The sequence below is a fragment of the Chryseobacterium daecheongense genome, assembly GCF_003729955.1.
Lineage (GTDB): Bacteria > Bacteroidota > Bacteroidia > Flavobacteriales > Weeksellaceae > Chryseobacterium > Chryseobacterium daecheongense.
This window is the reverse complement of the sequence record NZ_RJTX01000001.1, coordinates 237,994-262,341: the sequence shown is the minus strand read 5'-3', so window position 1 is coordinate 262,341 and position 24,348 is coordinate 237,994. Positions and strand designations below refer to the sequence as shown.

Here is a 24,348-nt window from a genome sequence, read left to right as displayed (position 1 = left end):
ATGGAATTATTATACATTTACATTAAACAATATAAAAGCATTAGTAAAATTGGCATTAACCTCAGTAATGAATTTAAATTTCAGTTTGATGAAAATGAAAATGAATTGATTGTTTCAAGAGCAGAACACTATATCTCTGAATTTTTTGGAGCTAATATTACTAACCTAACCGCAATTATTGGAGAAAATGGGGCAGGAAAAACGACTGTTCTAAGATATATTATAGAATGTTTATCTGGTGGAATTCATAACCATCATGATGAAAATAGTATTGTTGTTTTTAGAAAAGGAACTCAAATATTCTATTTTAGTACTAGAGAAATAAATATAAATTTGTCAAGTGGTATTTCAAAGCTAAAAAGAGTATTAAATACTGAAGACATTAAATATTCAGCGATTACCATTTTTTTATCTAATACTTTTGACCCAACATCTTACTATACAAATGATTACCTTCACGGACAGTTAGGAGAAACAAAAAATTTATCAAGTCAATATTTACTTTATGCTGATTATCAAAATCGAACAGGAGAGGATGCTTTTAGAACAAATCTGACTTATGAACAACGATTTTCCGCATTTGCTGCTGAAGAGATGATTAGAATGGTTAGGCTTTTAAGATGGGTCGGACAAAAAGAAGCGAAAGGAGTTCCATTCCCAGTGAACCCTCCATCTTATCTCAATATCTCTTTAATCTTTAACGAAAATGAAGAATATAAAAGTATACTCAAGAAACTTCAGAATGCCTCAGAAAGCTATTTTAATGTAAGAAAAAGTGAAAGGAATAAGTTTTTAATAAATGCTTTTATTGCTTCAATTTCATATATTTTAAACGAGATTAAGTTTATAGTTGGAGAAGATATAATCAAAAGTACACATGAAAGTGTACCTAAAAGAGTACTAAATTATCTGAATACTCATAAATACCGAGACACTACAGATAAGAATTCGATTGTGCCAGAAATCCATGATATTTTTTATTCCATTTTAAGAGAAGATGAATATGGAATATTAAACAAAACAATATCTGCCATACAAGGATTTTTAGAAGGGCTGGATAAATTTGTTCATGGAAGAAACATCAATGTACTTAGAGAAAGTAGCTTAATTTCTATTGAATTACCAAAAGCCAACAAGAAAGACTTAGAAAATTTAATTGAAGAATATTATGAAGCTAAAGGAATTTCCAGTTATGTAGATTTCTTTTTCAGTCACTCTCCAGGTACGAATTCATCTTTAAGTTCCGGTGAGTATGCATTATTATTAATCTTTTCAAGATTAAATAGTGTTAAAATAGATTCCAAAAATCCATTTATCATTTTGATTGATGAAGCTGAATTGGCACTACATCCACAATGGCAAAAACAGTTCATATACCACTTCGTTGATTTTATTGAAACTAGATTTACAAACCATAAAGTACAGATTATTCTTACCGCGCATTCTCCTTTTATTCTTTCTGACCTTCCTTCAAATTGCATCGTTTTATTAAAAAAAAAAGACGGAAAAACAATTATATCTGATAGTTTGCAATCTGTTAAGGAAACATTTGGAGCTAATATTCATGAATTATTTACAGACGCCTTCTTTCTTCAAGATGGATTAATGGGAGAATTTTCAAGAAAAAAAATAAGCGACTTGATTCATGAAATTCGTGAAGAAAATCGAATAAGCTTAGAAGATTTTGAGAGCAAATTTAAAAACAGAATCGAAATTATCGGTGAGCAGTTTTTAAAAGCAAAAATCCTTGAATTAGTTGCTGAAAAATCTGATGTTCAGCTGATAGACCGAATTATTGATCGAAGAAACAGCGAGATAGAAGTATTACGCCAAATCAGAAATAGAAAAAAGGATGATTAAAATAGTACACCCTAATCTTGATAAGATTGCTCAAGATTATTTTGAAGATATAAAAGATAAATGTATTGAGCGGGCAATATATTTAAGGAAAAACTTGGAAGTAATTTTTAATGGACGTCCTCATATAGATCTAAAGAATGATTCACTAAATGGCAATTCAAAAAAATCACTTTCAAATGTATTTTTAGAAAATAATAAACTAACAAATCAAAATCATTACAACAGAGTAATACAGGGAAATTGCTTTGCTTGGGTGGGTACTTATCAAAATGCTCTTGAATTAATTACAGATTATTTAAATGATGAGGATAATCTTAAAGAATTAATCTTGTGCTCTCCTGAAAATGCCATACAAATTGAAACTGACATTAAACACCATATCGGTGTTAACAATGCTGGCTATAGTGTAATTTCAACCATTATAAATAAAATTATAGATTATTCATTATTTAATGATTTCGCTTATGGCATCTCGGGTGAACTAGGTTATAATACTTGTCCTTATTGTAATCGTAGTTATATCCACACGATTATTGACAAGCACAGAAAAGGATTAATTCGCCCAACTTTTGATCATTTTTTTTCACAAACAGATCATCCTTTATTGGCATTGAGTTTTTACAACTTGATTCCTAGTTGTTATTATTGTAATTCCAACCTTAAAGGAGACAAGGTAATGGAGTTAGGCACTCATTTGCATCCTTATTTGGAAGATTTTGGAAATGATATAAAATTCCATATTTTAATTAAAGATAATAAACCTGATAAAAGCCATCCCGAAAATTATCATTTATTCTTGGAAACAGAACTAGAGGATTTTCAACCAAAGTTTCAAAAAACATTTTTTAGTAAGACTTCTGGTCATGATGAACACAGAGGAAATATTAATCTTTTTAAATTAAATGAAATTTATAATGCTCATAAAGATATTGTTGGAGAATTAATTGTAAAGTGTGATAGTTTAAGTATGAGTTATGCAGACTCTTTAAAAGGTTTTTTTCCTTTACTTAAAACAAATAAAGCAGAATTTTATAGGTTCTATTTTAGTAACTATTTTTACGAAAGTGATTTTCATAAAAGACCACTAGCTAAAATGTCTAAAGATATTGTAAGCAAAACATTACCATACTTTTTAGAATAATTGAAAAATTAATTAGCATATTTTCAAATCAAGATATATATTCCTCTCTTTTACAAACTTTCCACATCAACTTTAAATATGCAAGAACCATATTATATCGAAAAAGCCATTCAAAAATTTTTAAAAGAAACAAAGAGTAAATACGAAAGACAGGCTGAATTTGACAAAATTATAGATGAAAAGCTTACTACGACTATTGAAAATATAGCAAAAAGTACGTTGGAAGAAATTTACAAATATTGTATTGGTGATGATACTGATTTAAAAAATCGTGAAAAAGAAATCTATAATAAAATAGCTGAGAATTACAAAATTGGTATAAGACTTTTTGAGGGTTTTATAGAGCTTAATACACAAATCAGTTCCATGACCTATGGAAAATGCTTTAAGCTCCTTGATACGTTTGACGATCATATTAAACTCGATACATTAATTGCTATTCATGTTAGAGCTTGTCAAGTTGCGAATGAAATTTTAGTTTTAATCAAAAATGGCTATGCTGATGGTGCTCATGCAAGATGGCGAACACTCCATGAACTATCTGTAACATTTTTATATCTATATGATTCTGATTATGAAGTCATACATATGTATAATGACTATGAAATAATTGAGAAGTATAAAAAAGCTAAAGAATACAAAGCTTGTGAAAATAGTCTTGATTTAGAGAAGCTTGAAGATAGCGAGTGGGAAGAATTATCAAAAAGAAGAGACGAAGTTATCGAAAAATATGGTAAAGATTTTTCTGAAGGTTATGGATGGACAATGAATGACCTTCCGAAAGGAAGAAGAAATTTCAGAGAACTTGAAAAGCATGTTGGAGCAGAAAAATTAAGGATTATTTATTCATGGGCAAATGAAAGTGTTCATGCTGGAGTATCAGGTATTAAAGACAAACTTAGTCTAAGAGAAGAAGAACTTCATGATTTCTTAACAGGATCAAATGATTGCGGATTTTTAGATCCTGTTCAATATACATCAAACTCGTTATGCCAAATGAGCGAAGTTCTATTAGGTATGGAGGATTCTATACTTCATAAAATATTTAATGAATTGCTATTCTATTTTCAAAATGAAATTGTATTAGAGTTTAGCAATATTAAAAAAAATGAATAAAAGATTTCAAAAAACAATGAAATCTAAATAGAAATTCTAAGCATTCCTAGAAGACAAAAAATTAATACAACCTCATTAAATTTCCACAACACGAAATCTAAGCTATACTTATAATAGTAGATTCTGGGAATAAACATATAAAATAAAATAAAATAAAAAAACAGAAACCAAAGATAATTCGCTTTCCAGTCACTCAGCTAAATCCTGTCAAGGTCAAGCCCTCCGGATTTTCAGAAAATTTTTTTACGTATAAAAATATACGCAAAAAAAATTTTCCAAAAACCTTGACAGAATGCCACGCTCATTTTCAAAAGGCTTTCTTTTTTTCTTTTTTTTAATTTTTTTTCTTCGTTTTCTTTTAAAATATTTCTACTAAGAAATTTCAACCGGAAAAGAGAAGGATTAAATTCTTGGTTTGGACTAAAAAATATGGTCAAATTTTAGCCTTTTTACTTGCAGATTCGAGCAGAAATTTTTATTTTTACTACGTAAAATTTAAATTAGGATTTTACCACTTTTTTGCCAATATCCTATTTGAGGCCATTCACAGAGATGCTACAACGAAAATCTTATCCATAAAGCGATGAGAAATGGGTACAAAATCCCTCACTCTCCGCAAAAAATAACAAAAGCATCATTGTTCTCAATGATGCCTTTGTTATTTTATAAGGAATCTATTTTATTTCACAGCGTAAAAGAATGATCTTAATTCATTAGCAAAAACCTCGGGTACTTCTAATGCAGCAAAGTGCCCTCCTTCTTCCATCTTTTTAAAATCTATTACATTTACAAACCGCTCAGCCCATTCCCGCGGGAATTGCGCTTCACGAGGAAATATAGCAATACCGGCAGGGACATCAGATTTTTGTAATGGCTGTGAACCACCCCATTGTGCAATGGCATCTGCTTTATACATTCTCATAGAAGTTCCTATGGTTTGGGTAACCCAATAAATCATCATATTTGTCAGCATTTCATTTTTCCCACCGAATGCCCTTTCAATTAATTCAGGTGGGGCTCCTGCATTTCCAAAGCTCAGGATCCAGGCTGCAAGTCCTACCGGTGAATCATTTAATCCATATGCCAATGATTGGGGTTTGGTAGAATGAACCATCGCATAGGCTCCTTCACTATACCACCATTGTTGTACAAACTGGGCAAATTGCCGCTCTTCTTCTGTCATGGTACTTGGATCCTCCTGGCCCATCGGATATCCTATATCCGTAAAATGGACCGCTTCTACCACATCTGCATATTTAGAAGCCAAAGCCTTTGTAACTCCCATTCCTACATCCCCTCCTGCTGCACAGAACTTTTCGTATCCTAATATTTCGGTCATCAGCTTTTTCCAAAGATCAGCCACGGCTTCACTACTCACTGATACCTTACCTGAAAATCCAAATCCGGGAATAGAAGGAATAACCAGGTCAAAACTCTGTTCACCTTCGGTAAGCAATGGAATGATTTTATGAAAGCGATAGTAGTTGTCCGGCCACCCATGAGTCAGTATTAACGGCTTGGAGTTCTCACCCTTCCCTTTTATATGCTGGAAATGAATCTGAATCCCGTCTATCTCAGCAAGATACTGCGGATATTGATTCAACAAGGATTCCTGTTTTTTCCAGTCATAATCATTTAGCCAATAATCGGCTAATTCTTTAAGATACTTTTCGCTGGTTCCGAAGTTCCAGCCTGAATTGTCTTCTTCTCCCGGCCAACGGGTGTTTCGGATCCTGCTTTTCAGGTCAATGATGACTTCATCAGAAATGTTTACGGTAAATGGTTCCATATTTTTTATTTTGGTTGGTGAACAAATTTAACATAAATATGTAATCATTTAACTATTAATACATTAAACGATTCCAAATTTCTCTTGGATTATTAATTAAAAATAATTTTCTCTGCCATTAATTCATATTTATAGTAGGAATAATTATTGCTGTTTCAATTATATCCTCTCTCTAATATATTATAAAGAAACATGAAAATAGCCACCTATAATGTTAATGGAGTTAACGGACGGCTGCCCGTCTTATTAAAATGGCTGAAAGAGGCCCAACCCGATATTGTATGCCTCCAGGAACTGAAAGCCCCACAGGAACGTTTTCCTATAAAAGAAATCAATGATGCCGGATATCAAGCCGTCTGGAAAGGCCAAAAAAGCTGGAACGGAGTTGCCATTCTTACGAAAGGGCTTGATATTATCGAAGTACAGGATTCTTTACCCGGTGATCCTGAGGATATTCAGAGCAGATATCTTGAAGTAATTATTGATCAGATGGTAATTTGCTGCCTCTATCTTCCTAATGGCAATCCTTATCCGGGCCCTAAATTTGATTATAAGCTGTCGTGGATCAAACGTTTACAGAAAAGAACCCATGAGCTGATCAAAATGGAGCTTCCCGCTGTCATTATTGGTGATTTTAATATTATTCCGGAACCGGAAGATGTTTATAAGCCCGAGCGATGGGAAAATGATGCCCTGTACAGAACAGAAGTAAGAAAAGCCTATCAGGAAATATTGAAGAAAGGATGGACAGATTCTATCCGAACACTTTTTCCTGAACAGACCGTCTATACATTCTGGGATTATCTTTATAAAGCTTATGAACGTAATGCCGGAATCAGGCTGGATCATATTTTATTAAGTCCTTATTTGAGCAACAGTTTACAATCCGGAGGTGTGGACAGCCATGTTCGCGGTTGGGAAAAAAGCAGTGATCATGCTCCCGTATGGATTGAAATTGAAAGATCTTAAGAAAAGTAATCCTTTATGATGTATGTGTAAATAAAAAAAAGAGGCTAGAGCCTCTCTTTTCTTTGTATTAAATGACCTTAAAAGACCAATTCACTTCTTTATATAGTTTTGTGTTTTTTTCGGTTTTTTAAGAAGTTGGCTAAGGCCATACATACACTCTTATATTAATTTCATCACTTGTGTTTCTTATATCGCTGCAGTGTTTATTTACAGCCATATAATATTGCTCTTCAAAGAGCTTCTTTTCATCTGTGTTTTTGTTGATACAAAGTAACAACATTGCCTAATAAAATTCTGTATAAAAGGCATAGATATATATCGATAGACACGTAGATATTTATCGATAAACACTGGCTTTGATAATGAAAAAGTGAAGAACGGATGAGAAATCCTATATTTTATGATGGGTTTTGATAAGATCGATCAGTTCAACAAGGTTTTCGATCTTTAATTTCTCGAAGATATTTTTTTTAATCGTACTTACCGTATTCTGTTTGATATCCAGATGATTGGCGATTTCCAGATTTCCATATCCTTCTGCGTACAGTTCTGCTATCTGTAATTCTCTTTTGGTTAAAAGACTAAGAGGATTAATAGCATTCGGATCATTGGCAAATTGTACCAACAGGTTCTGAACAACAGCTGAAAGATATTCACCTTGCTGTACAATGCTTTGGATAGCCTTTTTCACCTCTTCTTCTTCGCTTAGTTTACTTAAATACCCATTAGCTCCGGCATTAATATATTTAAGGGCGTATAAATCTTCTTCAAGACCTGAGAAAATCAGGATCTTGATATTGGGATTCACACTTTTTATCTGAGGCAGGATATGCAGGCTGTTCCCACCCGGAAAATGGGCATCAATAATCGCTATTTCGATGTCTTTTGCCTGTATTTCCTCCACAATCTGTTGTAAAGAAGACGTCTGATAGATTTTAGCATTGGGAATAATTTCATTGATGGTGAGTGCCATTCCCTGTCGTACAATCCCATGATCATCTGCTAAAAGGAAAGTAATCTCTCTGTTTTCAATTGGTAATTCCATTATTACTAGTATTTAAATTGATCCTGAATGTTACTTGGGTTCCTTCATGCAATTTACTTGAAACTGATATTTTGCCATCAAAAAGCTCTACAATCTCCTTACAAAGATTAAGACCTAAGCCTGCTCCTACATTATCAATCTCATCAGATACTATTCCCTGATAGTACGGCTCAAAAATTTTCTCTACATCAGACTCGGATATTCCTACACCGGTATCTTTTACTACTGCGGTGAGCGCAATTCTGTTTCCGCTGATGCGTTCTGTACTGAGCTTAAGATCGATTTGTCCGTTTTCGGTAAATTTATTGGCATTTCCCAGAATGTTCATAAAGATCTGGTTCATTTTTATATTATCGGAATACACTACCGTATCCGCAGGTATGTCATCCGTTACTACAAATTTATTATTTCTGGTCTCAATATAAGGGGTAATAGCCGTTGCAATTGCGTTGATCTCATCTTTAAGATTAAAAATGTTGTTTACAAGTTTTTTGCCCGCCTCCTGATTTTTTGTGTATTCTAAGATCTGGTTAGACTGAATAAGCAGAGTGCTGTTGGTAAACTTGATAGACTTAAGATAATCTTTGATAGTTTCGTCCGTTGTTGCTCTGGTAATCTTATCAATGAAAATATTAATGATCTTCAATGGAGATCTTAATTCATGGCTCAGCATTCCCAATATTCTGTTTTTGAAATTAAGGTTTTGCTTGATCTGCTTATTGGCAGCATTAAGCTTCCATTCGTATATAAATGCAATCCTTGTAAAATACATGATGAGAATGGATACAATGAACATTAAAGTCATTAATCCAAGTACAAGATATGTTCTTATTTTATTGTTGATGGAATTTTGCTTTTCCAGTTCTTTTTCCAATCCGGATTTAAAGCTTTTAATTCCGTTATCATATACATCTATCAGACCGTTGCTATATACCAGAAGTTTATTGAAATTATTATAAAACTGCATATTATTTTGCTGCTTTCTGGCGGTAGAGAGCTGAATTTTTTTAACCTCTTCCGTATAATGTTTTTCCATGGATTTCATCGCATCATTCATTTCAGATTTTATATGAGAGAGGTCTGCAGCTTTATTATTGGTCATTGTAATAACGGTACTCTCCTTCTGAACATTCACTTTTCCGGATATGGCATCTTTTAAACGCCCCATTAATCCTTTCTTTTTGATGGTATCTGCGTAGGTTTCGGTCTTTATTTCGAGATTTTCAAAGTTATTCTTAAACTTCGTCAGCTCAAACGGCTTCTCCTCCACTTTCGCAGGCAGGTTCATAGAAAACTGATATACAGAATCTATTAGAGTTTTAAAGGTGGTGACTTTCACCGTATCTTTTTTTTGAAGCCCAAGATTATTTTTAAATCCGGGGTTTACATTTTCGTATTCATTGATCTTGTCGAAATTATTATTAAGCTTTCTCAAGGATGCAAAATAAGATTTCAGGTCTTTATCATCCTGGCTGATCATATATTTCTGTAAAGAAATCTGTGCATCTCTGAAATCTTTTCTTGAGTTTTCTGTCAACCCTTCCAATGATCTGCTTTCTTTCAGTTGGTTTTCTATAAACTTCAGTTTCTTTTCATTGACAAATTCATTATAAAAAAATATGGCAATAATGACCTGTATCAAAAGAATACATACGATCAGTGAGTAATGAACAATTTTTCTCAATTTAAAATTTAAGAATTTATCTTCCATATTCGTTCTATCAGCTAAATTAAATTTTCTGATTAATTAAGTTTCTTTGGTATTAGTTTTAAACGGTTTGATACTTCCCAAAAATATTATATGGCATATATCATTCCTTTAGCAAAGTTAAAGTAATTTTTTGGCTTTCAGAACAGTGAGCACCAGATAAAGCATAAAGAATTTAATTCTAGTTTATATTTGAAATGTTTAATAAAAAAACCAAATTTTCTCTAGTATGAGCATGATTTTATAATTATTGGGGAAACTTATTATAAAAAATAAAAAAACGATTCCTTGAATAAGATTTATTTTCTCACGAAATAACTTCCAGATCAATTATATTTCAGTAAAAAATGAACAGATGTAATAAAAAATCTTACTAACTTACATCACCAATCATAAAGTAAAAACCATGAAAAATAATCCGGTTATGTATATACTCCCCGTCATCTTTTCTGTTGTAGGATTGGGAATGCTTATTGGTGGTTACACTGCGGATCCCGGCTCACTTACAGATGATGGCTACCCGCTTAATTATTTTTTATATGCAATGGGAAGCTTTTTCATTATTTTTCCTATCGCTTTGGTCGCCTTTATGGTATATTCAAGCCGGCGTCATTCTCAGAATGTTATCGATCTGAAGGCAAAAGGGCTCAAAGGTAAAGCCCGTGTGCTCAGTGTACAACGAACAGGCCTGAGTATCAACGATATTCCTCAGGTGATTTTACAATTGCGCATCACGACGGATTTAGGAGAGCAGTTCACTGTTGATTATAAAAAGTGCATCGATCCTTTTTTCTATAATCTGATCACCCCTGAAAGGGATCTTTTGGTGTACATCAACCGCGACAATAAAAAAGAAGTATATCTTGATCTGGAAGCAGAATGGTCTAAGCTGGCCGAAGAATAAATGTATCCTTTGTATTTGCTAATCTTACCATAATTTACATTTGATAAAATCAGAATTTCATAAAAATGAAGCCGAAAATTTAGGCTTCGTTTTTTTTATTTCACAACACAAAGCGGATAGCCTTTAATTCTAAAGATACATACCAGAAACAAATTCATTGAAACAAAATTTCAGAGATAATTTTACTTTAAGTAATAAAAAATGATTAATTTCGGATGTACTAAACCAAATTTATTATGAAAAATCTAAAAAAAATCAAAAGACAGGAATTGAAAACAATTAAAGGAGGTATCGATTGCCGAGGCGGTCAGCTATGTCTGATCAACGGAAAATGGGAATGCAGACCTTACGATGGATGCGGTGGCGGAAACCAGCCTTAATTTAAAGTCTAACCTAATCACTTTATTATGAAAAATCTAAAAAAAATCTCAAGAGATCAGTTAAAAGGTATTAATGGCGGAGCATTAAGCTGTTCCGAAGCATGCTGTCCACCTCCGGGAATCAAAAGATGTCCGTGGATTGTTTGTGTAGCACCATGTGATATACTAAGCTAAAGTTATCCGTTTGATAACATACTATTCACCCATAAAAAACCTTAGAATTTGATTCTAAGGTTTTATTTTGTCTCATTTTTTAGAATTACATCATTGGATGACATTCAGGAAGTGACGAAATATTATTATAGGGATGGGTTAATTCAAATGCAGATAATCCTTAATCGTTTTCAAAACACCAAAGCTGTCATTGGTACAGGCCTCAAAGTTGGCTACCTCCTTCACATTCGGGTGGGCATTTTTCATGGCATATGAATATTTGGCATTCTTCAGCATTTCTATATCGTTCATATAATCTCCGAAAGCCATTGTATTTTCAGGTGAGATCCCCAAAGATTTCTGAAGGATTTTCAGGGCATTTCCCTTATTGATATCCTTATTCATAATGTCCAGCCAATACTCCCCGGAAACTACCACTTCCAAGTCGAATTCTTCAAATCTTTTAAGAGCCGGATACAGGTGTCTTTCAGAACCATCAGGATGATAGACCGCTATTTTAAAGGCTGTATCATCAATTATTTCCGTAAGATCATCTTTTTTCATGTTCTCAGTATAAAACTTTGAGAAAAAATCTACAAACTGTTGATCTTCAGTTTCATAATAAGCCATTTTTTTCGCGGATAATACGGCTTTGGCTCCTGGTATTTCACGAACAGCTTTGATGATCTCAACAATATATTGATATTCCAATGTATCGGCAAAAAGCTCCTGATCTTTATAGATCACATAGCCGCCATTTTCAGCAATAAATCCGATCTCACTTTCTATTTCTCCAAAATAATGGGTGATACCCGGCATCTGTCTCCCGCTTGCGGGTACAAACAGAATGTTTCTTTTTTTCAGTTCTTGGTAAATATCCGAAAATTCAGGGCTCATTTCATGGCTGGAATTGAGAAATGTCCCATCCATGTCCGTCACAATTAATTTAATCTGTTCCATATTCTTTTTCAAAGATATTGATTTATTATTTTTTCTTGTAATGAATGGTGGAAAGACTTCTTAATATGGCTGTACTTTGCTCCGGGGTAATGTCGCGCTGAGGCTCTGCCAGCATTTCATATCCCACCATAAATTTTTTAATCTCCGCGCTTCTGAGCAACGGGGGATAAAAATGCATATGAAAATGCCATTCCGGATGTTCCTTTCCATCTGTAGGTGATTGATGTATTCCTGCTGAATAAGGAAATGATGTTTCAAAAAGATTATCATACATCGTAGTCAGGTTCTTGAGGATAGCTGCGAAAGATTTTTTTTCATCCTCGGAAAAGGCAGCAATATTTTCTCTTTTCTGCTTACTGATAATCATCGTTTCATAAGGCCATGATGCCCAAAACGGCACCAATGCTGCAAAATCTTCATTTTCTGTAATCATGCGTTCTCCAGCCGTGATTTCCTGCTGAAGATAGTCTTGCAGCAGTGTTCTTTTATTCTTTTCAAAATAGGATTTCAACTGATCCTGAGTTTTCTGGACCATAGCCGGAATTGACGACTGTGCCCATATTTGCCCGTGTGGGTGAGGATTGCTGCATCCCATAATGCTCCCTTTATTTTCAAAAATCTGAATATAATTGATATGATCCAGGACCGCCAATTCATTGAATTGCTCCTGCCATACATCCACTACATTTTTTATCTGTTCTACAGACATTTCCGGCAAGGTAAGGCTGTGATCTTCAGAAAAGCAGACTACCCTGTTGATTCCCCGTTCCGGAAGCAGGGTAAAAAATCCGGAATATTCCTCAGAAAAATCAACTTCTTCATTCAGCAATGCTCCGAAATCATTATTAAAAACATATGTTCCTTTGTACTCCGGATTCCGGTTTCCATTAGCTCTTATATTTCCTGAACACAGATAGCAATCCGGATCATAAGCTGGACGATCTTTCTCTGCTGTTATCTCTCTCTGCCCCTGCCAAGGCCGGTTTGCCCGTTGTGGAGAAACCAATACCCATTCATCCAATAGAGGATTATATCTTCTGTGGGGATGTTTTTTAGGATCAAATGATGTATTCATTGGTGTATTCTTTTATCCCTTCGGAAATTTTAACTTGATAAACTTTCATCTGAATATTGAATTGTTCCAGATATTTTTCATTGATGGCTTTAATCACTTCTTCAGCTTTATTTTCCTGAATCAGATTGATGCTGCAGCCTCCGAAACCGCCTCCCATAATTCTTGCCCCCAATACTCCTTCATACTGTAATGCACTTTCCACTAAAAAATCAAGTTCATTACAACTGACCTCAAATTCAGTTGAGAGCCCGGCATGGGTTTCTGTGAGAAGTATTCCCAGATATTCAATATTTCCTTCTGAAATAGCTTTTGCCGCCATTTCCACTCTATGGATTTCTTTCAGAAGATAGAGGCATCTTTTATATGAAATACTCCCCATTTCTTCTTTTACATGGTCAAGCATCGCCAACGTAAAATCCCTGAATTTTTCAGTTTCCGGGAAGTTTTCCCACAAAACTTTTTTACCATGTTCAACATCTTTACGCCTTTCATTATAACCGGATGTCAGATGATTATGCTTTACACAGCTATCAAAAAGCAACAGGCTGTATCCTTTAAGGTCTGCATCAAAATATTGATGCTCCAGGGAATGACAGTCGAGCATAATCACTTTATCCTTCTTTCCGAAAACAGAGGCAAACTGATCCATAATTCCGCATTGAACCCCCGCGAAAGAATGTTCTGATTTTTGCCCGATCACTGCAATCTCTTTTTTTGACAGCTGAAGATCAAAAAGTTCATTGAGAATATAGGCAAATCCACATTCAAGAGCTGCTGATGAAGAAAGTCCGGCTCCCATCGGGATGGTACTGCTGAAGACAATTTCCATACCGCAAAACACATTCTCCGGTTTCTGCAGCTGACTGAAAACGCCCAGAATATAGTTCATCCACATCTGTTGCACCGGTTTTATCTCCATCGTGACATCAAATGCATATTCTTCTCCGAGATCTTTGGCTATGATCGTACAAAAGTTTGTCTGAGGGAGTTTACGGACAGCAAAACAGATGTATTTATCTATGGCAGCAGGAAGTACAAATCCATCGCTATAATCTACATGCTCACCGATAATATTAATTCTTCCCGGGGAAAGAAAAATATGTTCCGGTTCTGCTTTGAAGCCGGCCTTAAATTTTTTTATAGTTGAATTAATTAACTGTTCATGCATATCAAATTTTTCTGAGAAACAGATCTTTTCAATCTTATTTCATTTTTTGTGAATCCTTGATAAACTGGTCTAATCCTGAATCTGTCAGCGGATGTTTAAGAAGAGAAAGTATAGGAGCCAAAGGACATGTTACCACATCAGCACCGATCTTTGCACAATTGATAATATGCATACTGTGTCGGACTGAAGCAGCTAATATTTGTGTCTGAAAAGCATAATTGTCATAAATCAGTCTGATGTCTGAGATCAGTTGGAGACCGTCTGTTGATACATCATCCAGTCTACCCAGAAACGGAGAAACATAGGTAGCTCCCGCTTTGGCAGCAAGCAATGCCTGTCCTGGAGAGAAAACAAGCGTACAGTTTGTCTTTATTCCTTTTTCAGAAAAGTACTTAATAGCTTTGATTCCATCTTTTGTCATAGGAACTTTTACGACAATTCTTGGATGTAATGCAGCGAGCTCTTCCCCTTCTTTAACCATTTCTTCAAAAGTAACTCCAAGTACTTCAGCACTTATATCTCCATCAGCAATTTTACAGATTTCAAGATAGTGATTATGGATATTTTGTTTTCCGGAAATACCTTCTTTTGCCATAAGTGAAGGATTAGTAGTTACCCCGTCCAAAACTCCAAGAGCACTGGCTTCCTCTATCATCGCCAGATTGGCTGTATCAATAAAAAATTTCATAGTTTATTCATTATTTATAAGTGTTAAATTTACACTTATATTTTCATAATTCATAATGCGGAGGTAACTTTTTCAGATCTTCAAAAATTATTCCATGAAAAAATTAAACTCTTTCCTGTACTGAGAAGGACTTTTTTGAATATAGTCCTTAAAAGTTTTATTAAAATAGCTGAAATTATTAAAGCCTGATTCAAAGCAGACTTCCGTAATACTTAAAGGCTGTTCTGCCAGAAGCTTAAGGGCATGGGTAATTCTGTATTCGTTAACAAACTGTGTAAAGGTTTTATTGGTAATCTTTTTAAAGTAACGACAAAAAGACGGTATTTTCATATGGGCTAGATCAGCCACTTCTTCAAGTGTTATGGCTTCTTTGAAGTGATCTTTAACGTGATTGAAGATAAGATTGATTCTTTCATTGTCTTCAACCTGGGTCTGAAGATAATATTTTCCTGCATTTAAGATCCTGTAATCCTGAGTAACAGACAATTCATCCAATATGTTCAGAAATCTGCACAGCCTGTCCAAAGAGGAAGCCTCATGCATCTCAACAATATCCTTTCCTACTTTCTTTTTCACCTGTTCTCCAAATACTATTCCCGCCTTAGACTTTTCAAGCAAAGCAGAAATCCTTTGCATCTCCGGTATGTCCCAGATAGGTTCTCCTAAAAAATCAGGTTTAAACTGAATGACCATTTCGTACTCGTTGCGTGTATTTTCATTGGTAAGCCCACAATGCGGAAGATTGCTTCCTATAAGAACAAGATCACCATCCGAAAAATAAGAGATACTGCTCCCGATCTGTCTTTTCCCGGAGCCTTTGCAGACAAAAATCAGTTCAATCTCGGGATGGTAATGCCAGACATGAGATTTTATGTTCTCATTGGTCAGAAATTTCAGACTGGTAAAACTGCTTCCTATACTCGGTCTTATCGCTTCAAAAGAAGGGTTTGCATGTTTCATAGGGCAAAAGCAAATAATTTATATGTAAAATTAACAAATAATTCAATAATAAAATAAAACAAAGTTAATATAGAACATAAATATGAAAATTTAATTATAGCCTGAGAACTATTGCTGCCATAGCTTTGCAATAGTAATCCTAAAAGCCTTAACCCATGAGCACATTATTAAAAGCCGTATTTTTTGCCGGATCCTTATTGTTTTCAGCAAATGTAATGAGTAAGGACAGAGATTTTTCCCTTTCCTTTGGAAACGTACAAGCCAAAACGTTGAATTTTGAGCTTTCAAATGCTAAAAGTGTATCTGTATTTGTCTATAACACTGCCCATGACGAGCTATTCTCTGAACATCTTACGGATGGGGACCATGTGACGAAAACTTATGATCTTCAGAGTTTTGAACCAGGAACTTATTACCTGGTAGCAGAATCGGAAGTGAAGATAGAGAAATACAAAATACAAATCAGTGCCGAGAATGTAATGGAAGTGGAAAAAACGCCTGTAAGCACTATAAATAAACCTGAATACACCATTTCGGGCCATATGGCAAAGCTGCACATGTCTGATGTGAAAGGGCCTGTAAGTATTTCAGTATATGATCTTTCCAATACAACTTATTATACATCTGACAGAGAATATGCTGACGGCAAAGTGGATATCACTTTTAATCTTAACCCGCAAACAGCAAACCAATATATCATCCGGGTTGAAGAAAACGGAAATATTTTTAATAAAATGATTTCTCTCCGTTAGACAGGAGTATTTCCGGACAGATTTTAGATCATTCCAAAATTATTTTGGATTAAATTTTTACATATAACTATTATTATTTGAGGCAGCTCTCATTTCCGATCGTGGAAAAAGCTGCCTCATTTTTTAATTGTGGTGGCCCATATTCAGTTTAATTTTCTTCAGTTCTTCCAATTCGTGAACGGGACGTTCAATATCATAAGGAATGGGCTTTTTAGAAAAAGTCTGGAAATACAGCAGGCAGGCATCTTTCCACCATACTGCGTCTCTGGACTGAATTTTGAGCTTTGACTGAACATCGGCAAACCTCTGCTCGTCTATATAAGGTTCCATTCTATCCCATATTTTCTGATAGCCCCTTACCTTTTTCACTCCGGAATCATAAGTATAGCACAGCTCATCCCATAGTGTTTTTCCGTCTTTCATTGTATAATCCCAAGGAACGTGATGAAACCATAGAATAAGATTTTCCGGACAGGTTGAGATATTCCCGTATCTTTCATTAAGTGGCGGAAAATACTGTGAAACAGCATTACTTCCTGTTTTTGTTCTGTTAAAGCCTACTCCCTGAGCATCAGCCTGATGGTAATACACAGGTGACCAGTCCGGTCTTCCGCCTTTATAATCTCCCCACGGTTCAGGACCGTAATGATGTCCTCCGGCAAAAATATGATGAAGTCCCAAAGGCATCATATAATCCACAGCAGCCTCCCTGGAGGATAGCATGATTTCTTTTACCGGATTCAGGAAGTTCTGATCATCTGTGAAGGTCATTTTAATCCACTCATCTGCAATCTGCTCTGAGCTCAGCTGATGATTCCATGCTAATCTCCCGAATGCATACCAGTTGGCCTGGGCAAAATGATGCCCGGTCCAGTTAGTGTCTTCTCCGATATTAGCAACGGCAGAAATGGCTGTCATTTTTGCAGGTCTTAAGGTGCCGTCTGTAATTTTAGCAATTGTGGATCCCTGCCCGTCGGAATAGGTATCGCTTTCCAATGTTTCCTTGAATAATGGAGCCAGAAAAACCAGATGATTTGAAAAGCCCAGATATTCCTGGGTGATCTGAAATTCTACCATTTCGGAAGTTTTTCTTAAAGCTCCGAAGAGTGGATTAAATGCTTCACGCGGTTGAAAATCAACCGGGCCGTTTTTGATCTGAATAATGACATTATCTCTGAATTTACCATCCAGAGGAACAAATTCCAGATAAGCCTGTTTGGCTCTGTCATCTTTGCTTGGACTATAGACAAAAGCCCTCCACATTACGATTCCATTGTAGGGTTTCAAGGCATCAGCCATCATATTGGCTCCGTCTGCATGGGTTCTTCCATAATCCTGAGGTCCAGGCTGTCCTTCAGAATTCGCTTTCACCAAAAATCCACCAAAATCGGGAATCAGTTTGTAAATTTCAGCAGCCTTATTTTTCCACCATTTTTGTACGTCTTTATTCAATGGGTCTGAGTTTTGTAATCCGCCCAGGACTTTGGGTGAAGAAAAATTCACGGAAAGATATACTTTTATACCATAAGGCCTGAAAATATCAGCCAGAACCCTGACTTTTTTAAGATAATCTTCCCTAAGCATATTGGGAGATGCATTCACATTGTTCAAAACAACGGAATTGATCCCTACAGAGGCATTCGCTCTTGCATACTCTTCATAACGCGGAGAAATTTTTCCGGGCAGATCTTCCCATTTCCAAAGGGATCGTCCGGCATATCCTCTTTCAATACTTCCGTCCAGGTTATCCCAATGATCCAGAACTCTTACATCGTATGATGGCTTTTCAATAATATTTAAATGAGACAGGTTTGCTTTTGTCTGCTGTAACCGTAAAATATGATAGACTCCATACAACAATCCTATTTCTTTCCCTGCCGAAATAACAATTTTTTCAGGGGTGGAAACAATCCTGTAACCGTCTTTCAGATTTTTGTCTTTATTCTCCGTACGAAGCTCCACCGTTTGTCCCTGCCAGTGACTGCTTAGTTCTTTTCTGGCAATGTTCAGTGTGGGACTGTTTCCTTTGGAAATGATTTTATCTGCCGATATTCCGTTTTTTGCAGGAAACCGAAGCCACAGCTGACTTCCGTCCTCCGCGAAAACCAGCAAAGGAAATATCAGAAAAAATAGAATGTTGAGTCTCAGATATCGCATTGAGAAATTTTAAATAATTAAGAATTTTCTATTGCTGGTCTTCCAGACCTTCAATGGTTTTGATTTTGCCTTCCTGATCGTATTCCAGTTCAATTACCTTCATACTTCTCAGCCATGTTTTACCACCACTTGGGACGGAATCATGGAAAAACAGATACCATTTTCCTTTGAACTCCACGATGCTGTGATGGGTAGTCCATCCTACCACCGGAGTAAGAATTTCACCCTGAAAAGTAAACGGACCGTAAGGATTATCCCCGGTTGCATAGCAAATCAGGTGGGTGTCTCCTGTAGAATAAGAAAAATAATATGTACCATTATATTGATGCATCCATGACGCTTCAAAAAATCGGTGCTTATCTCCATGAAGCAGCGGTTTTCCGTTTTCATCGATGATGACAACATCTTTAGGCGTTTCAGCAAATTCAAGCATATCATCGCTCAGCAAAGCTACCTTTGAATGGATTGCAGGCTCATCATTTTCAGGAATTACAGCAGATTCAAGTGCTTTATTATCTCTGTAACGTTGCAATTGTCCGCCCCAGATCCCTCCGAAATACATATAATATTTTCCGTTATCTTCAAAAATGCAGGGATCGATACTGTAACTTCCCATCATCGGATGTTTTTCAGGAATGAAAGGCCCATAAGGCTTATCGCTCACAGCAACCCCGATTCTGAAAATATCATTCTGATCTTTCAGAGGAAAGTACATATAATATTTGCCGTCTTTAAAGGCTACATCACAATCCCAAAGCTGTCTCCCCGCCCATGGAATATCTTTTACCGAAAGGACTGCGCCATGATCTTTAATTTCTCCGCTGTCCACATCATCCATTGAGAAGACATGGTAATCATTCATATCGAAATGATCGCCATTATCGTTTTCTTCAATTCCGCTTTCGCGGTCGTGAGAAGGATAGATATAGAGTTTTCCTTCAAAAACGTGAACGGAAGGATCTGCCATATAATCTTCCGGGAATAAATATTTTGATTTTTTCATTAAGTAAAAATTCTATTGATTTTAATTTTTCTCTGCAAGCTTTATTATTTTTTGTACTACAGGTTTTTCCTGGCCTTTCCTGTCAAACAGTAATGGATAATCAGTTCTTCCTTTCACCGGAAAATCATTTTTCCAAGACTGCTTATCAGTAACACCCCATAAGGTCACTCTTCTTATTTTATTTTTATGTTTTAAAAACAAACCAAAGAAATCGAGGTAACGTTTTTCCCATTTCATTTCTACTTCGTTGGGAAGACCCTTGGTGTAAGGATTCATTTCTTTCTGATAGGCAACAGTATCCGAAACATTGGCAGAGCTTCCCCATGGAGAAGGCAGTGCACTGATTTCCAGTTCTGTTATATTGACCTTCACTCCGGCATCGGAATACGCCAGAATCGCTTTCTCATATTCGTCCATGGAAGGGGTATCCATCCCGACATGGGCCTGCATTCCAACCCCATCAATACGGATTCCTCTTGATTTAAGTTTTTCAACCATTTTAATGACTGCTTTTACCTTTTCAGGATACCATTCATTATAATCGTTGTAATATAATTCTGCATTGGGATCGGCTTCCTGCGCATACTGAAACGCCAAAGGAATAAAATCTTCGCCCAGGATTTCGTAAAACTTACTTTTTCTATAAGATCCATCTTCAAGAATAGCTTCATTCACTACATCCCATCCTTTTACTTTTCCCTTGTAACGGGAAACTACTGTTGTAATGTGGTTTTTCATGCGTTGTTTTAATACTTCCGGAGAAACATCCTTTCCATTTTTATCTAAAAAAAACCATTTTGGAAGCTGGGAATGCCAGATTAAAGTATGCCCGATGATGAACATCTTATTTTTCATCCCGAAATCAACAAATTTATCGGCATCATCAAAAAAGAACTTTCCTTCCTGAGGCTGCAAAAACATGGATTTCATACAATTTTCGGCAACAATGGAGCTGAATTGTTTTTTGATAATGGCTACCGCTTTTTTATCTGTATCGTCAATCTGGGGAAGGCTCATCGCCGTTCCGATGTAGAATTTATCCTGAAATGCTTTTTTTAAAGTACCGTCAGACTTCTGTGCAGACAGACCGGAAGCAGTAATAACTGCCAAACCAATTAAAATACGTTTCATATTAATAGTTTTATTTTCTTCTTTCGGCCAGATCTTTTTCAATCTGAACTTCCATTTTTTTGTTGATTTTGTAAAATAAAAGCAGTCCGCACGCAATGAAAAACGGAATGGACGGGAATATGCTTACAAGCATTTTCGCTCCTGCTGCCACTGTTTCAGGCTGAATAACCTGCTCATTTCCATGTACAGAAATGTATCCGTATTTTCCTATAATTAAAGCTACCAGAGAGCTTCCAATGCTAAGACCTACCTTCAGTCCTACCATCATGGCTGAGAAAATAATAGCGGTTGCCCTGCGGTTGTTCTTCCATTCCGAGTAGTCGGCAACATCAGCAATCATGGCCCACAAAAGCGGTGTGCTGATTCCATAAAAGAATCCATGTAAAATTTGTGATAAAAACATGATTCCTACTGCTTTCGGAGGATAAAATATAAAGAACAGGATAAACAATGTAGAAATGAATAATGAGGCGATAAAAGTATCTCTTTTTCCAAATCTGTCTGCCAGTTTTTTAGAGAAGGTAATGCCAATGATCATCATGACAATTCCTCCTGCATTAAACAACCCGAAGCCTGCAGATTTGGGATCTTCCCCAAAGAAATTCATCCCTGCAGAATTAAAAAATGCTGTAATGGGTGAGATAAAACTCTTCAGGGCATTTTCATCCACATAGTTGTTAAAATAATATACATAAGATCCTCCTTTCATAGCCAGTGTGATAAATATGAATGCGGTCACAGTAAGCATAATAATCCATGGTCTGTTCTGGAATAAATCTTTTAAATCCTCTGTCAGACTTGATTTCTGCTCCGGTTTGGGAATGATTCTTTCTTTGGTGGTAAAAAAGGTGATCAGGAGCATGACGGATCCGATCACAGCCAGCCATGTCATAACGGTTTCAATTCCCTGTGCTTTATCTCCATGACCCACATATAAAATAATAGGCAGCATAAATACCTGTACAAAGAACTGTGCAAACATCACTGCTACAAAACGGTACGAAGAAATACTGTTCCTTTCCCCCATATCTCCTGTAATAACACCGCTCAAAGCAGCATAAGGCAGGTTATTGGAAGCGTATAATAACAATAATAACGAATAGGTAACCGCAGCATAGATCATTTTACCCTGATAGGAAAAATGAGGAGTGCTGAAGGCTAACAGGGCTGCAATACCAAGTGGTACAGCAGTAAATAAAATCCATGGACGGAATTTCCCCCATCGTGAGCTTGTACGGTCTGCCAAAGCTCCTATAAGCGGATTAAAGCCAAATCCGGCAATTAAACCTACAGTAAGGGTGATGACAGAAGCATCCTCTGCTTTGAGTCCGTAAATATCTGTATAAAAATAGGTCAGGTAGGTCACTAGGGTCTGAAAAACAAGGTTAGCTGCCAGATCTCCCAGGCTATACCCTACTTTTTCTATTACCGATATTTTTTGCGGTTGATTATCCATTGATTTTGATAAAGTTTTCTATGTTAAATTAATTTTGTTCTGTTGTAAAAGGTGAAGCTGGAAGCCCGTTTTTGTTTTTAAGATTCCCATCAGGGTTATCTGCCCAGTCATAGCGTACATTGACAGGATTATCTATCTGATCATTCCATACAATGACCTTATTACCTTTTGCTTGTGCTTTTGCCCATTGGTAGCTACCATCTTTCTGCTGTATGGCAAAACCTTTTAGTTCTCCCTGTACCAGGTCATCCGTTCCGGATTTAAAAGATAGAATAATGGTATTTTCTTCTGTTTTCATTGACTGATAAACGGGTCCGTCAGCTATGATTTTTTTACCTTCGATTTTCAGCGCCTGTAAAGCCAGCCTATCCCCCACTGCTTTTTTATTGAGCGGATGAATATCGTTCCATTCTCCCACATCAATAGTTACTGCAAGACCTGTATGAGGAACACTGAGAGAAACCTGTTTCTGCTGTTCTCTCAGCTCGGCCCAGTTGCTTTCAATCGGTTCATCTTTTTTCTCCATAAAATTAGCCAGCTGTACAATGAAGAACGGCAGATCAGTCTTGTTCCATTTTGAACGCCAGTCTAAAATCATTGTTGACAGCAAATCTCCATATTCTTTTGGCTTTCCTGTATTGCTTTCACCCTGGTACCAGATAAATCCCCTGATTTTATAATTGATCAGCGGATTGATCATTGCATTGTAAAGTCCTACCGGTTTCCAACGAATAAATGTTTGTCCGGGAGCCATTTTTTCCATTTTTGCTCCTATTTTATATTTCCATTCGCCTTTCAGGTCTGTTTTTTGTCCGTTAATTTCTAAATAATACGGTTTATCGGCGATAAACTGTCCTTTCCCTCCGCCATTGATGACTCTTACCGTAATGATATTCTTTCCTTCTTTTAAAACACCTTTCGGAATATCATACCAGCGTGGAGGATATTCATAGGTTACATTTCCCACTTTAATTCCGTTGATGTAGGTAATGTCAGCATCTTTTATCCTTCCCAGATTTAAAAATGCTGTTTTCTGGTCTACTCCTTTAGGCAGGATAAATTCTTTACGGAACCATACCGAACCATCAAACGGTCCTTCCTGATCCTCCCATGATCCGGGTACCATCATGGTTTTCCATCCGGAATCATTTGTGTTGACTTTTTCCCAGTGCTGGTTCAACCCGATGTCGCTCTGATCCAGCTCTGCATACCATGCCTTGCTTAGTGACTGTTCCTGGGATTCCGTAGATTGTATCAGATCATCATTTTTCCATTTTTCTGTTTCAGCCAGATATTCCGGATATTTTTTCAGTGATTTTTCATCCATCCAGGCCTGAACCGGAGATCCTCCCAGGCTTGTATGAATGATTCCTACAGGAACTTTATTTTTTTCATTCAGTTCTTTGGCAAAGAAATAAGCAACCCCTGAAAAATTAAGAATGGTCTGAGGATTGGTACTTTCCCATTTTCCTCCGTCAAGATCATTTTGTGGAGCTTTAAAATTGTATTTCTGCGGAACAGTGAAGAATCTTATATTCTGATTATTGGCGTTTTTAATTTCATTTTCATACAGAGGCGTCAGCCTGCGCATTGGAAGTTCCATATTGGATTGTCCCGAAGCTACCCACACATCACCAATAAGAATGTCTTTAAGGGTGATCTCATTAATCGTCATGATAAATGGGCCACCTGCATTAAGCTTAGGAAGCATGAGCGACCAGTTTCCATTCTGATCAGCTGTGGCACTATATGTTTTGTTGATAAACTTAATCGTAATTTTTTCTCCTGCATCTGCATATCCCCAAATCTTCAGGTCCTGATTTCTCTGAAGGATCATTCCGTCTGAAACCAAAGCAGGCAGCCTTACTTTTGCATCAAAACCGTAAATGGTTGCAAGAAAAAATAATAAGTATAGGATTCTGTTTTTCATGGA

At 36.1% G+C, this 24,348-nt stretch carries 21 protein-coding genes; 8 read left to right on the top strand and 13 right to left on the bottom strand.

The genetic code is table 11. The annotated features are described in order from the left end of the window. The 3 genes from EGI05_RS01105 to EGI05_RS01095 all read left to right on the top strand — a co-directional run bounded on the left by EGI05_RS01105 (position 1) and on the right by EGI05_RS01095 (position 4,117). Positions 1–1,860 (top strand): AAA family ATPase, encoded by a 1,860-nt coding sequence (locus tag EGI05_RS01105; RefSeq protein ID WP_123261236.1) that lies wholly within the window; start codon positions 1–3, stop codon positions 1,858–1,860. After that, positions 1,853–3,001: a hypothetical protein gene (locus EGI05_RS01100; RefSeq protein WP_123261235.1), complete on the top strand. Its 1,149-nt coding sequence runs from the start codon at positions 1,853–1,855 to the stop codon at positions 2,999–3,001. Before EGI05_RS01105 ends, EGI05_RS01100 begins: the two co-directional genes overlap by 8 nt. Positions 3,002–3,079: 78 nt before the next feature. After that, positions 3,080–4,117, top strand: a complete 1,038-nt coding sequence (locus tag EGI05_RS01095) for a DUF5677 domain-containing protein (RefSeq protein WP_123261234.1) — start codon at positions 3,080–3,082, stop codon at positions 4,115–4,117. Between the two features lie 679 nt (positions 4,118–4,796). On the opposite strand, the gene EGI05_RS01085 is transcribed toward EGI05_RS01095, so the two are convergent. Beyond that, on the bottom strand, positions 4,797–5,906 hold the full coding sequence (locus tag EGI05_RS01085) for an epoxide hydrolase family protein (RefSeq protein ID WP_123261232.1): 1,110 nt from the start codon (positions 5,904–5,906) through the stop codon (positions 4,797–4,799). A gap of 192 nt (positions 5,907–6,098) precedes the next feature. Between EGI05_RS01085 and xth the strand changes: the two genes are divergently transcribed. Beyond that, positions 6,099–6,875 carry an exodeoxyribonuclease III gene (xth, locus tag EGI05_RS01080; RefSeq protein WP_123261231.1) on the top strand — a complete coding sequence of 259 codons (777 nt, stop codon included), beginning with the start codon at positions 6,099–6,101 and terminating at the stop codon, positions 6,873–6,875. A gap of 391 nt (positions 6,876–7,266) precedes the next feature. Here the strand turns inward: xth and EGI05_RS01075 are convergent, their stop codons facing one another. Next, on the bottom strand, positions 7,267–7,920 hold the full coding sequence (locus tag EGI05_RS01075; protein ID WP_123261230.1) for a response regulator transcription factor: 654 nt from the start codon (positions 7,918–7,920) through the stop codon (positions 7,267–7,269). After that, positions 7,904–9,604 carry an ATP-binding protein gene (locus EGI05_RS01070; protein ID WP_228428523.1) on the bottom strand — a complete coding sequence of 567 codons (1,701 nt, stop codon included), beginning with the start codon at positions 9,602–9,604 and terminating at the stop codon, positions 7,904–7,906. The genes EGI05_RS01075 and EGI05_RS01070 overlap by 17 nt, the downstream gene beginning before the upstream one ends. Positions 9,605–10,034: 430 nt before the next feature. Here EGI05_RS01070 and EGI05_RS01065 point away from each other — a divergent pair, with 430 nt between their 5' ends. The 3 genes from EGI05_RS01065 to EGI05_RS17915 all read left to right on the top strand — a co-directional run bounded on the left by EGI05_RS01065 (position 10,035) and on the right by EGI05_RS17915 (position 11,086). After that, entirely contained in the window at positions 10,035–10,532 is a 498-nt protein-coding gene (locus tag EGI05_RS01065) for a hypothetical protein (protein ID WP_134197390.1), read from the top strand. Positions 10,533–10,768: 236 nt separating this feature from the next. Next, on the top strand, positions 10,769–10,912 hold the full coding sequence (locus EGI05_RS17920) for a bacteriocin-like protein (protein ID WP_166668318.1): 144 nt from the start codon (positions 10,769–10,771) through the stop codon (positions 10,910–10,912). Positions 10,913–10,939: 27 nt separating this feature from the next. Beyond that, on the top strand, positions 10,940–11,086 hold the full coding sequence (locus tag EGI05_RS17915) for a bacteriocin-like protein (protein WP_166668319.1): 147 nt from the start codon (positions 10,940–10,942) through the stop codon (positions 11,084–11,086). Positions 11,087–11,224: 138 nt separating this feature from the next. Here EGI05_RS17915 and EGI05_RS01060 read toward each other — a convergent pair whose 3' ends face one another. From EGI05_RS01060 to EGI05_RS01040, 5 genes are all read right to left on the bottom strand, one after another. Continuing rightward, positions 11,225–12,025: an HAD family hydrolase gene (locus tag EGI05_RS01060; protein WP_123261227.1), complete on the bottom strand. Its 801-nt coding sequence runs from the start codon at positions 12,023–12,025 to the stop codon at positions 11,225–11,227. Between the two features lie 25 nt (positions 12,026–12,050). Next, positions 12,051–13,100 carry a UDP-glucose--hexose-1-phosphate uridylyltransferase gene (locus tag EGI05_RS01055; protein WP_123261226.1) on the bottom strand — a complete coding sequence of 350 codons (1,050 nt, stop codon included), beginning with the start codon at positions 13,098–13,100 and terminating at the stop codon, positions 12,051–12,053. Continuing rightward, entirely contained in the window at positions 13,084–14,268 is a 1,185-nt protein-coding gene (galK, locus tag EGI05_RS01050) for a galactokinase (RefSeq protein WP_123261225.1), read from the bottom strand. The genes EGI05_RS01055 and galK overlap by 17 nt, the downstream gene beginning before the upstream one ends. A gap of 34 nt (positions 14,269–14,302) precedes the next feature. Continuing rightward, a complete protein-coding gene (gene fsa, locus EGI05_RS01045) occupies positions 14,303–14,956 on the bottom strand; it encodes a fructose-6-phosphate aldolase (protein WP_123261224.1) in 654 nt (217 codons plus the stop codon). An 87-nt stretch (positions 14,957–15,043) separates the two neighbouring features. Beyond that, entirely contained in the window at positions 15,044–15,916 is an 873-nt protein-coding gene (locus EGI05_RS01040) for an AraC family transcriptional regulator (protein ID WP_123261223.1), read from the bottom strand. Positions 15,917–16,071: 155 nt separating this feature from the next. On the opposite strand from EGI05_RS01040, the gene EGI05_RS01035 reads away from it, so the two are divergent. Further along, positions 16,072–16,668 carry a hypothetical protein gene (locus EGI05_RS01035; RefSeq protein WP_123261222.1) on the top strand — a complete coding sequence of 199 codons (597 nt, stop codon included), beginning with the start codon at positions 16,072–16,074 and terminating at the stop codon, positions 16,666–16,668. A 123-nt stretch (positions 16,669–16,791) separates the two neighbouring features. On the opposite strand, the gene EGI05_RS01030 is transcribed toward EGI05_RS01035, so the two are convergent. Genes EGI05_RS01030 through EGI05_RS01010 form a run of 5 tightly spaced genes read right to left on the bottom strand, consistent with a single transcriptional unit; the run spans position 16,792 to position 24,345 of the window. Next, positions 16,792–18,825 carry an alpha-glucuronidase gene (locus tag EGI05_RS01030; RefSeq protein ID WP_123261221.1) on the bottom strand — a complete coding sequence of 678 codons (2,034 nt, stop codon included), beginning with the start codon at positions 18,823–18,825 and terminating at the stop codon, positions 16,792–16,794. A gap of 28 nt (positions 18,826–18,853) precedes the next feature. After that, entirely contained in the window at positions 18,854–19,828 is a 975-nt protein-coding gene (locus tag EGI05_RS01025) for a glycoside hydrolase family 43 protein (RefSeq protein ID WP_123261220.1), read from the bottom strand. A gap of 21 nt (positions 19,829–19,849) precedes the next feature. Next, positions 19,850–20,959: an endo-1,4-beta-xylanase gene (locus tag EGI05_RS01020; RefSeq protein WP_123262538.1), complete on the bottom strand. Its 1,110-nt coding sequence runs from the start codon at positions 20,957–20,959 to the stop codon at positions 19,850–19,852. Positions 20,960–20,969: 10 nt separating this feature from the next. Continuing rightward, positions 20,970–22,415 carry an MFS transporter gene (locus tag EGI05_RS01015; RefSeq protein ID WP_123261219.1) on the bottom strand — a complete coding sequence of 482 codons (1,446 nt, stop codon included), beginning with the start codon at positions 22,413–22,415 and terminating at the stop codon, positions 20,970–20,972. 28 nt (positions 22,416–22,443) lie between these two features. Then, on the bottom strand, positions 22,444–24,345 hold the full coding sequence (locus EGI05_RS01010) for a sialate O-acetylesterase (RefSeq protein ID WP_123261218.1): 1,902 nt from the start codon (positions 24,343–24,345) through the stop codon (positions 22,444–22,446). Positions 24,346–24,348 lie beyond the last annotated feature (3 nt).

Coding starts and splice junctions, on each gene's coding strand:
- EGI05_RS01105 (WP_123261236.1), top strand. CDS start 1: ATGGAATTATTATACATTTACATTAAACAATATAAAAGCATTAGTAAA.
- EGI05_RS01100 (WP_123261235.1), top strand. CDS start 1,853: ATGATTAAAATAGTACACCCTAATCTTGATAAGATTGCTCAAGATTAT.
- EGI05_RS01095 (WP_123261234.1), top strand. CDS start 3,080: ATGCAAGAACCATATTATATCGAAAAAGCCATTCAAAAATTTTTAAAA.
- EGI05_RS01085 (WP_123261232.1), bottom strand. CDS start 5,906: ATGGAACCATTTACCGTAAACATTTCTGATGAAGTCATCATTGACCTG.
- xth (WP_123261231.1), top strand. CDS start 6,099: ATGAAAATAGCCACCTATAATGTTAATGGAGTTAACGGACGGCTGCCC.
- EGI05_RS01075 (WP_123261230.1), bottom strand. CDS start 7,920: ATGGAATTACCAATTGAAAACAGAGAGATTACTTTCCTTTTAGCAGAT.
- EGI05_RS01065 (WP_134197390.1), top strand. CDS start 10,035: ATGAAAAATAATCCGGTTATGTATATACTCCCCGTCATCTTTTCTGTT.
- EGI05_RS17920 (WP_166668318.1), top strand. CDS start 10,769: ATGAAAAATCTAAAAAAAATCAAAAGACAGGAATTGAAAACAATTAAA.
- EGI05_RS17915 (WP_166668319.1), top strand. CDS start 10,940: ATGAAAAATCTAAAAAAAATCTCAAGAGATCAGTTAAAAGGTATTAAT.
- EGI05_RS01060 (WP_123261227.1), bottom strand. CDS start 12,025: ATGGAACAGATTAAATTAATTGTGACGGACATGGATGGGACATTTCTC.
- EGI05_RS01055 (WP_123261226.1), bottom strand. CDS start 13,100: ATGAATACATCATTTGATCCTAAAAAACATCCCCACAGAAGATATAAT.
- galK (WP_123261225.1), bottom strand. CDS start 14,268: ATGCATGAACAGTTAATTAATTCAACTATAAAAAAATTTAAGGCCGGC.
- fsa (WP_123261224.1), bottom strand. CDS start 14,956: ATGAAATTTTTTATTGATACAGCCAATCTGGCGATGATAGAGGAAGCC.
- EGI05_RS01040 (WP_123261223.1), bottom strand. CDS start 15,916: ATGAAACATGCAAACCCTTCTTTTGAAGCGATAAGACCGAGTATAGGA.
- EGI05_RS01035 (WP_123261222.1), top strand. CDS start 16,072: ATGAGCACATTATTAAAAGCCGTATTTTTTGCCGGATCCTTATTGTTT.
- EGI05_RS01030 (WP_123261221.1), bottom strand. CDS start 18,825: ATGCGATATCTGAGACTCAACATTCTATTTTTTCTGATATTTCCTTTG.
- EGI05_RS01025 (WP_123261220.1), bottom strand. CDS start 19,828: ATGAAAAAATCAAAATATTTATTCCCGGAAGATTATATGGCAGATCCT.
- EGI05_RS01020 (WP_123262538.1), bottom strand. CDS start 20,959: ATGAAACGTATTTTAATTGGTTTGGCAGTTATTACTGCTTCCGGTCTG.
- EGI05_RS01015 (WP_123261219.1), bottom strand. CDS start 22,415: ATGGATAATCAACCGCAAAAAATATCGGTAATAGAAAAAGTAGGGTAT.
- EGI05_RS01010 (WP_123261218.1), bottom strand. CDS start 24,345: ATGAAAAACAGAATCCTATACTTATTATTTTTTCTTGCAACCATTTAC.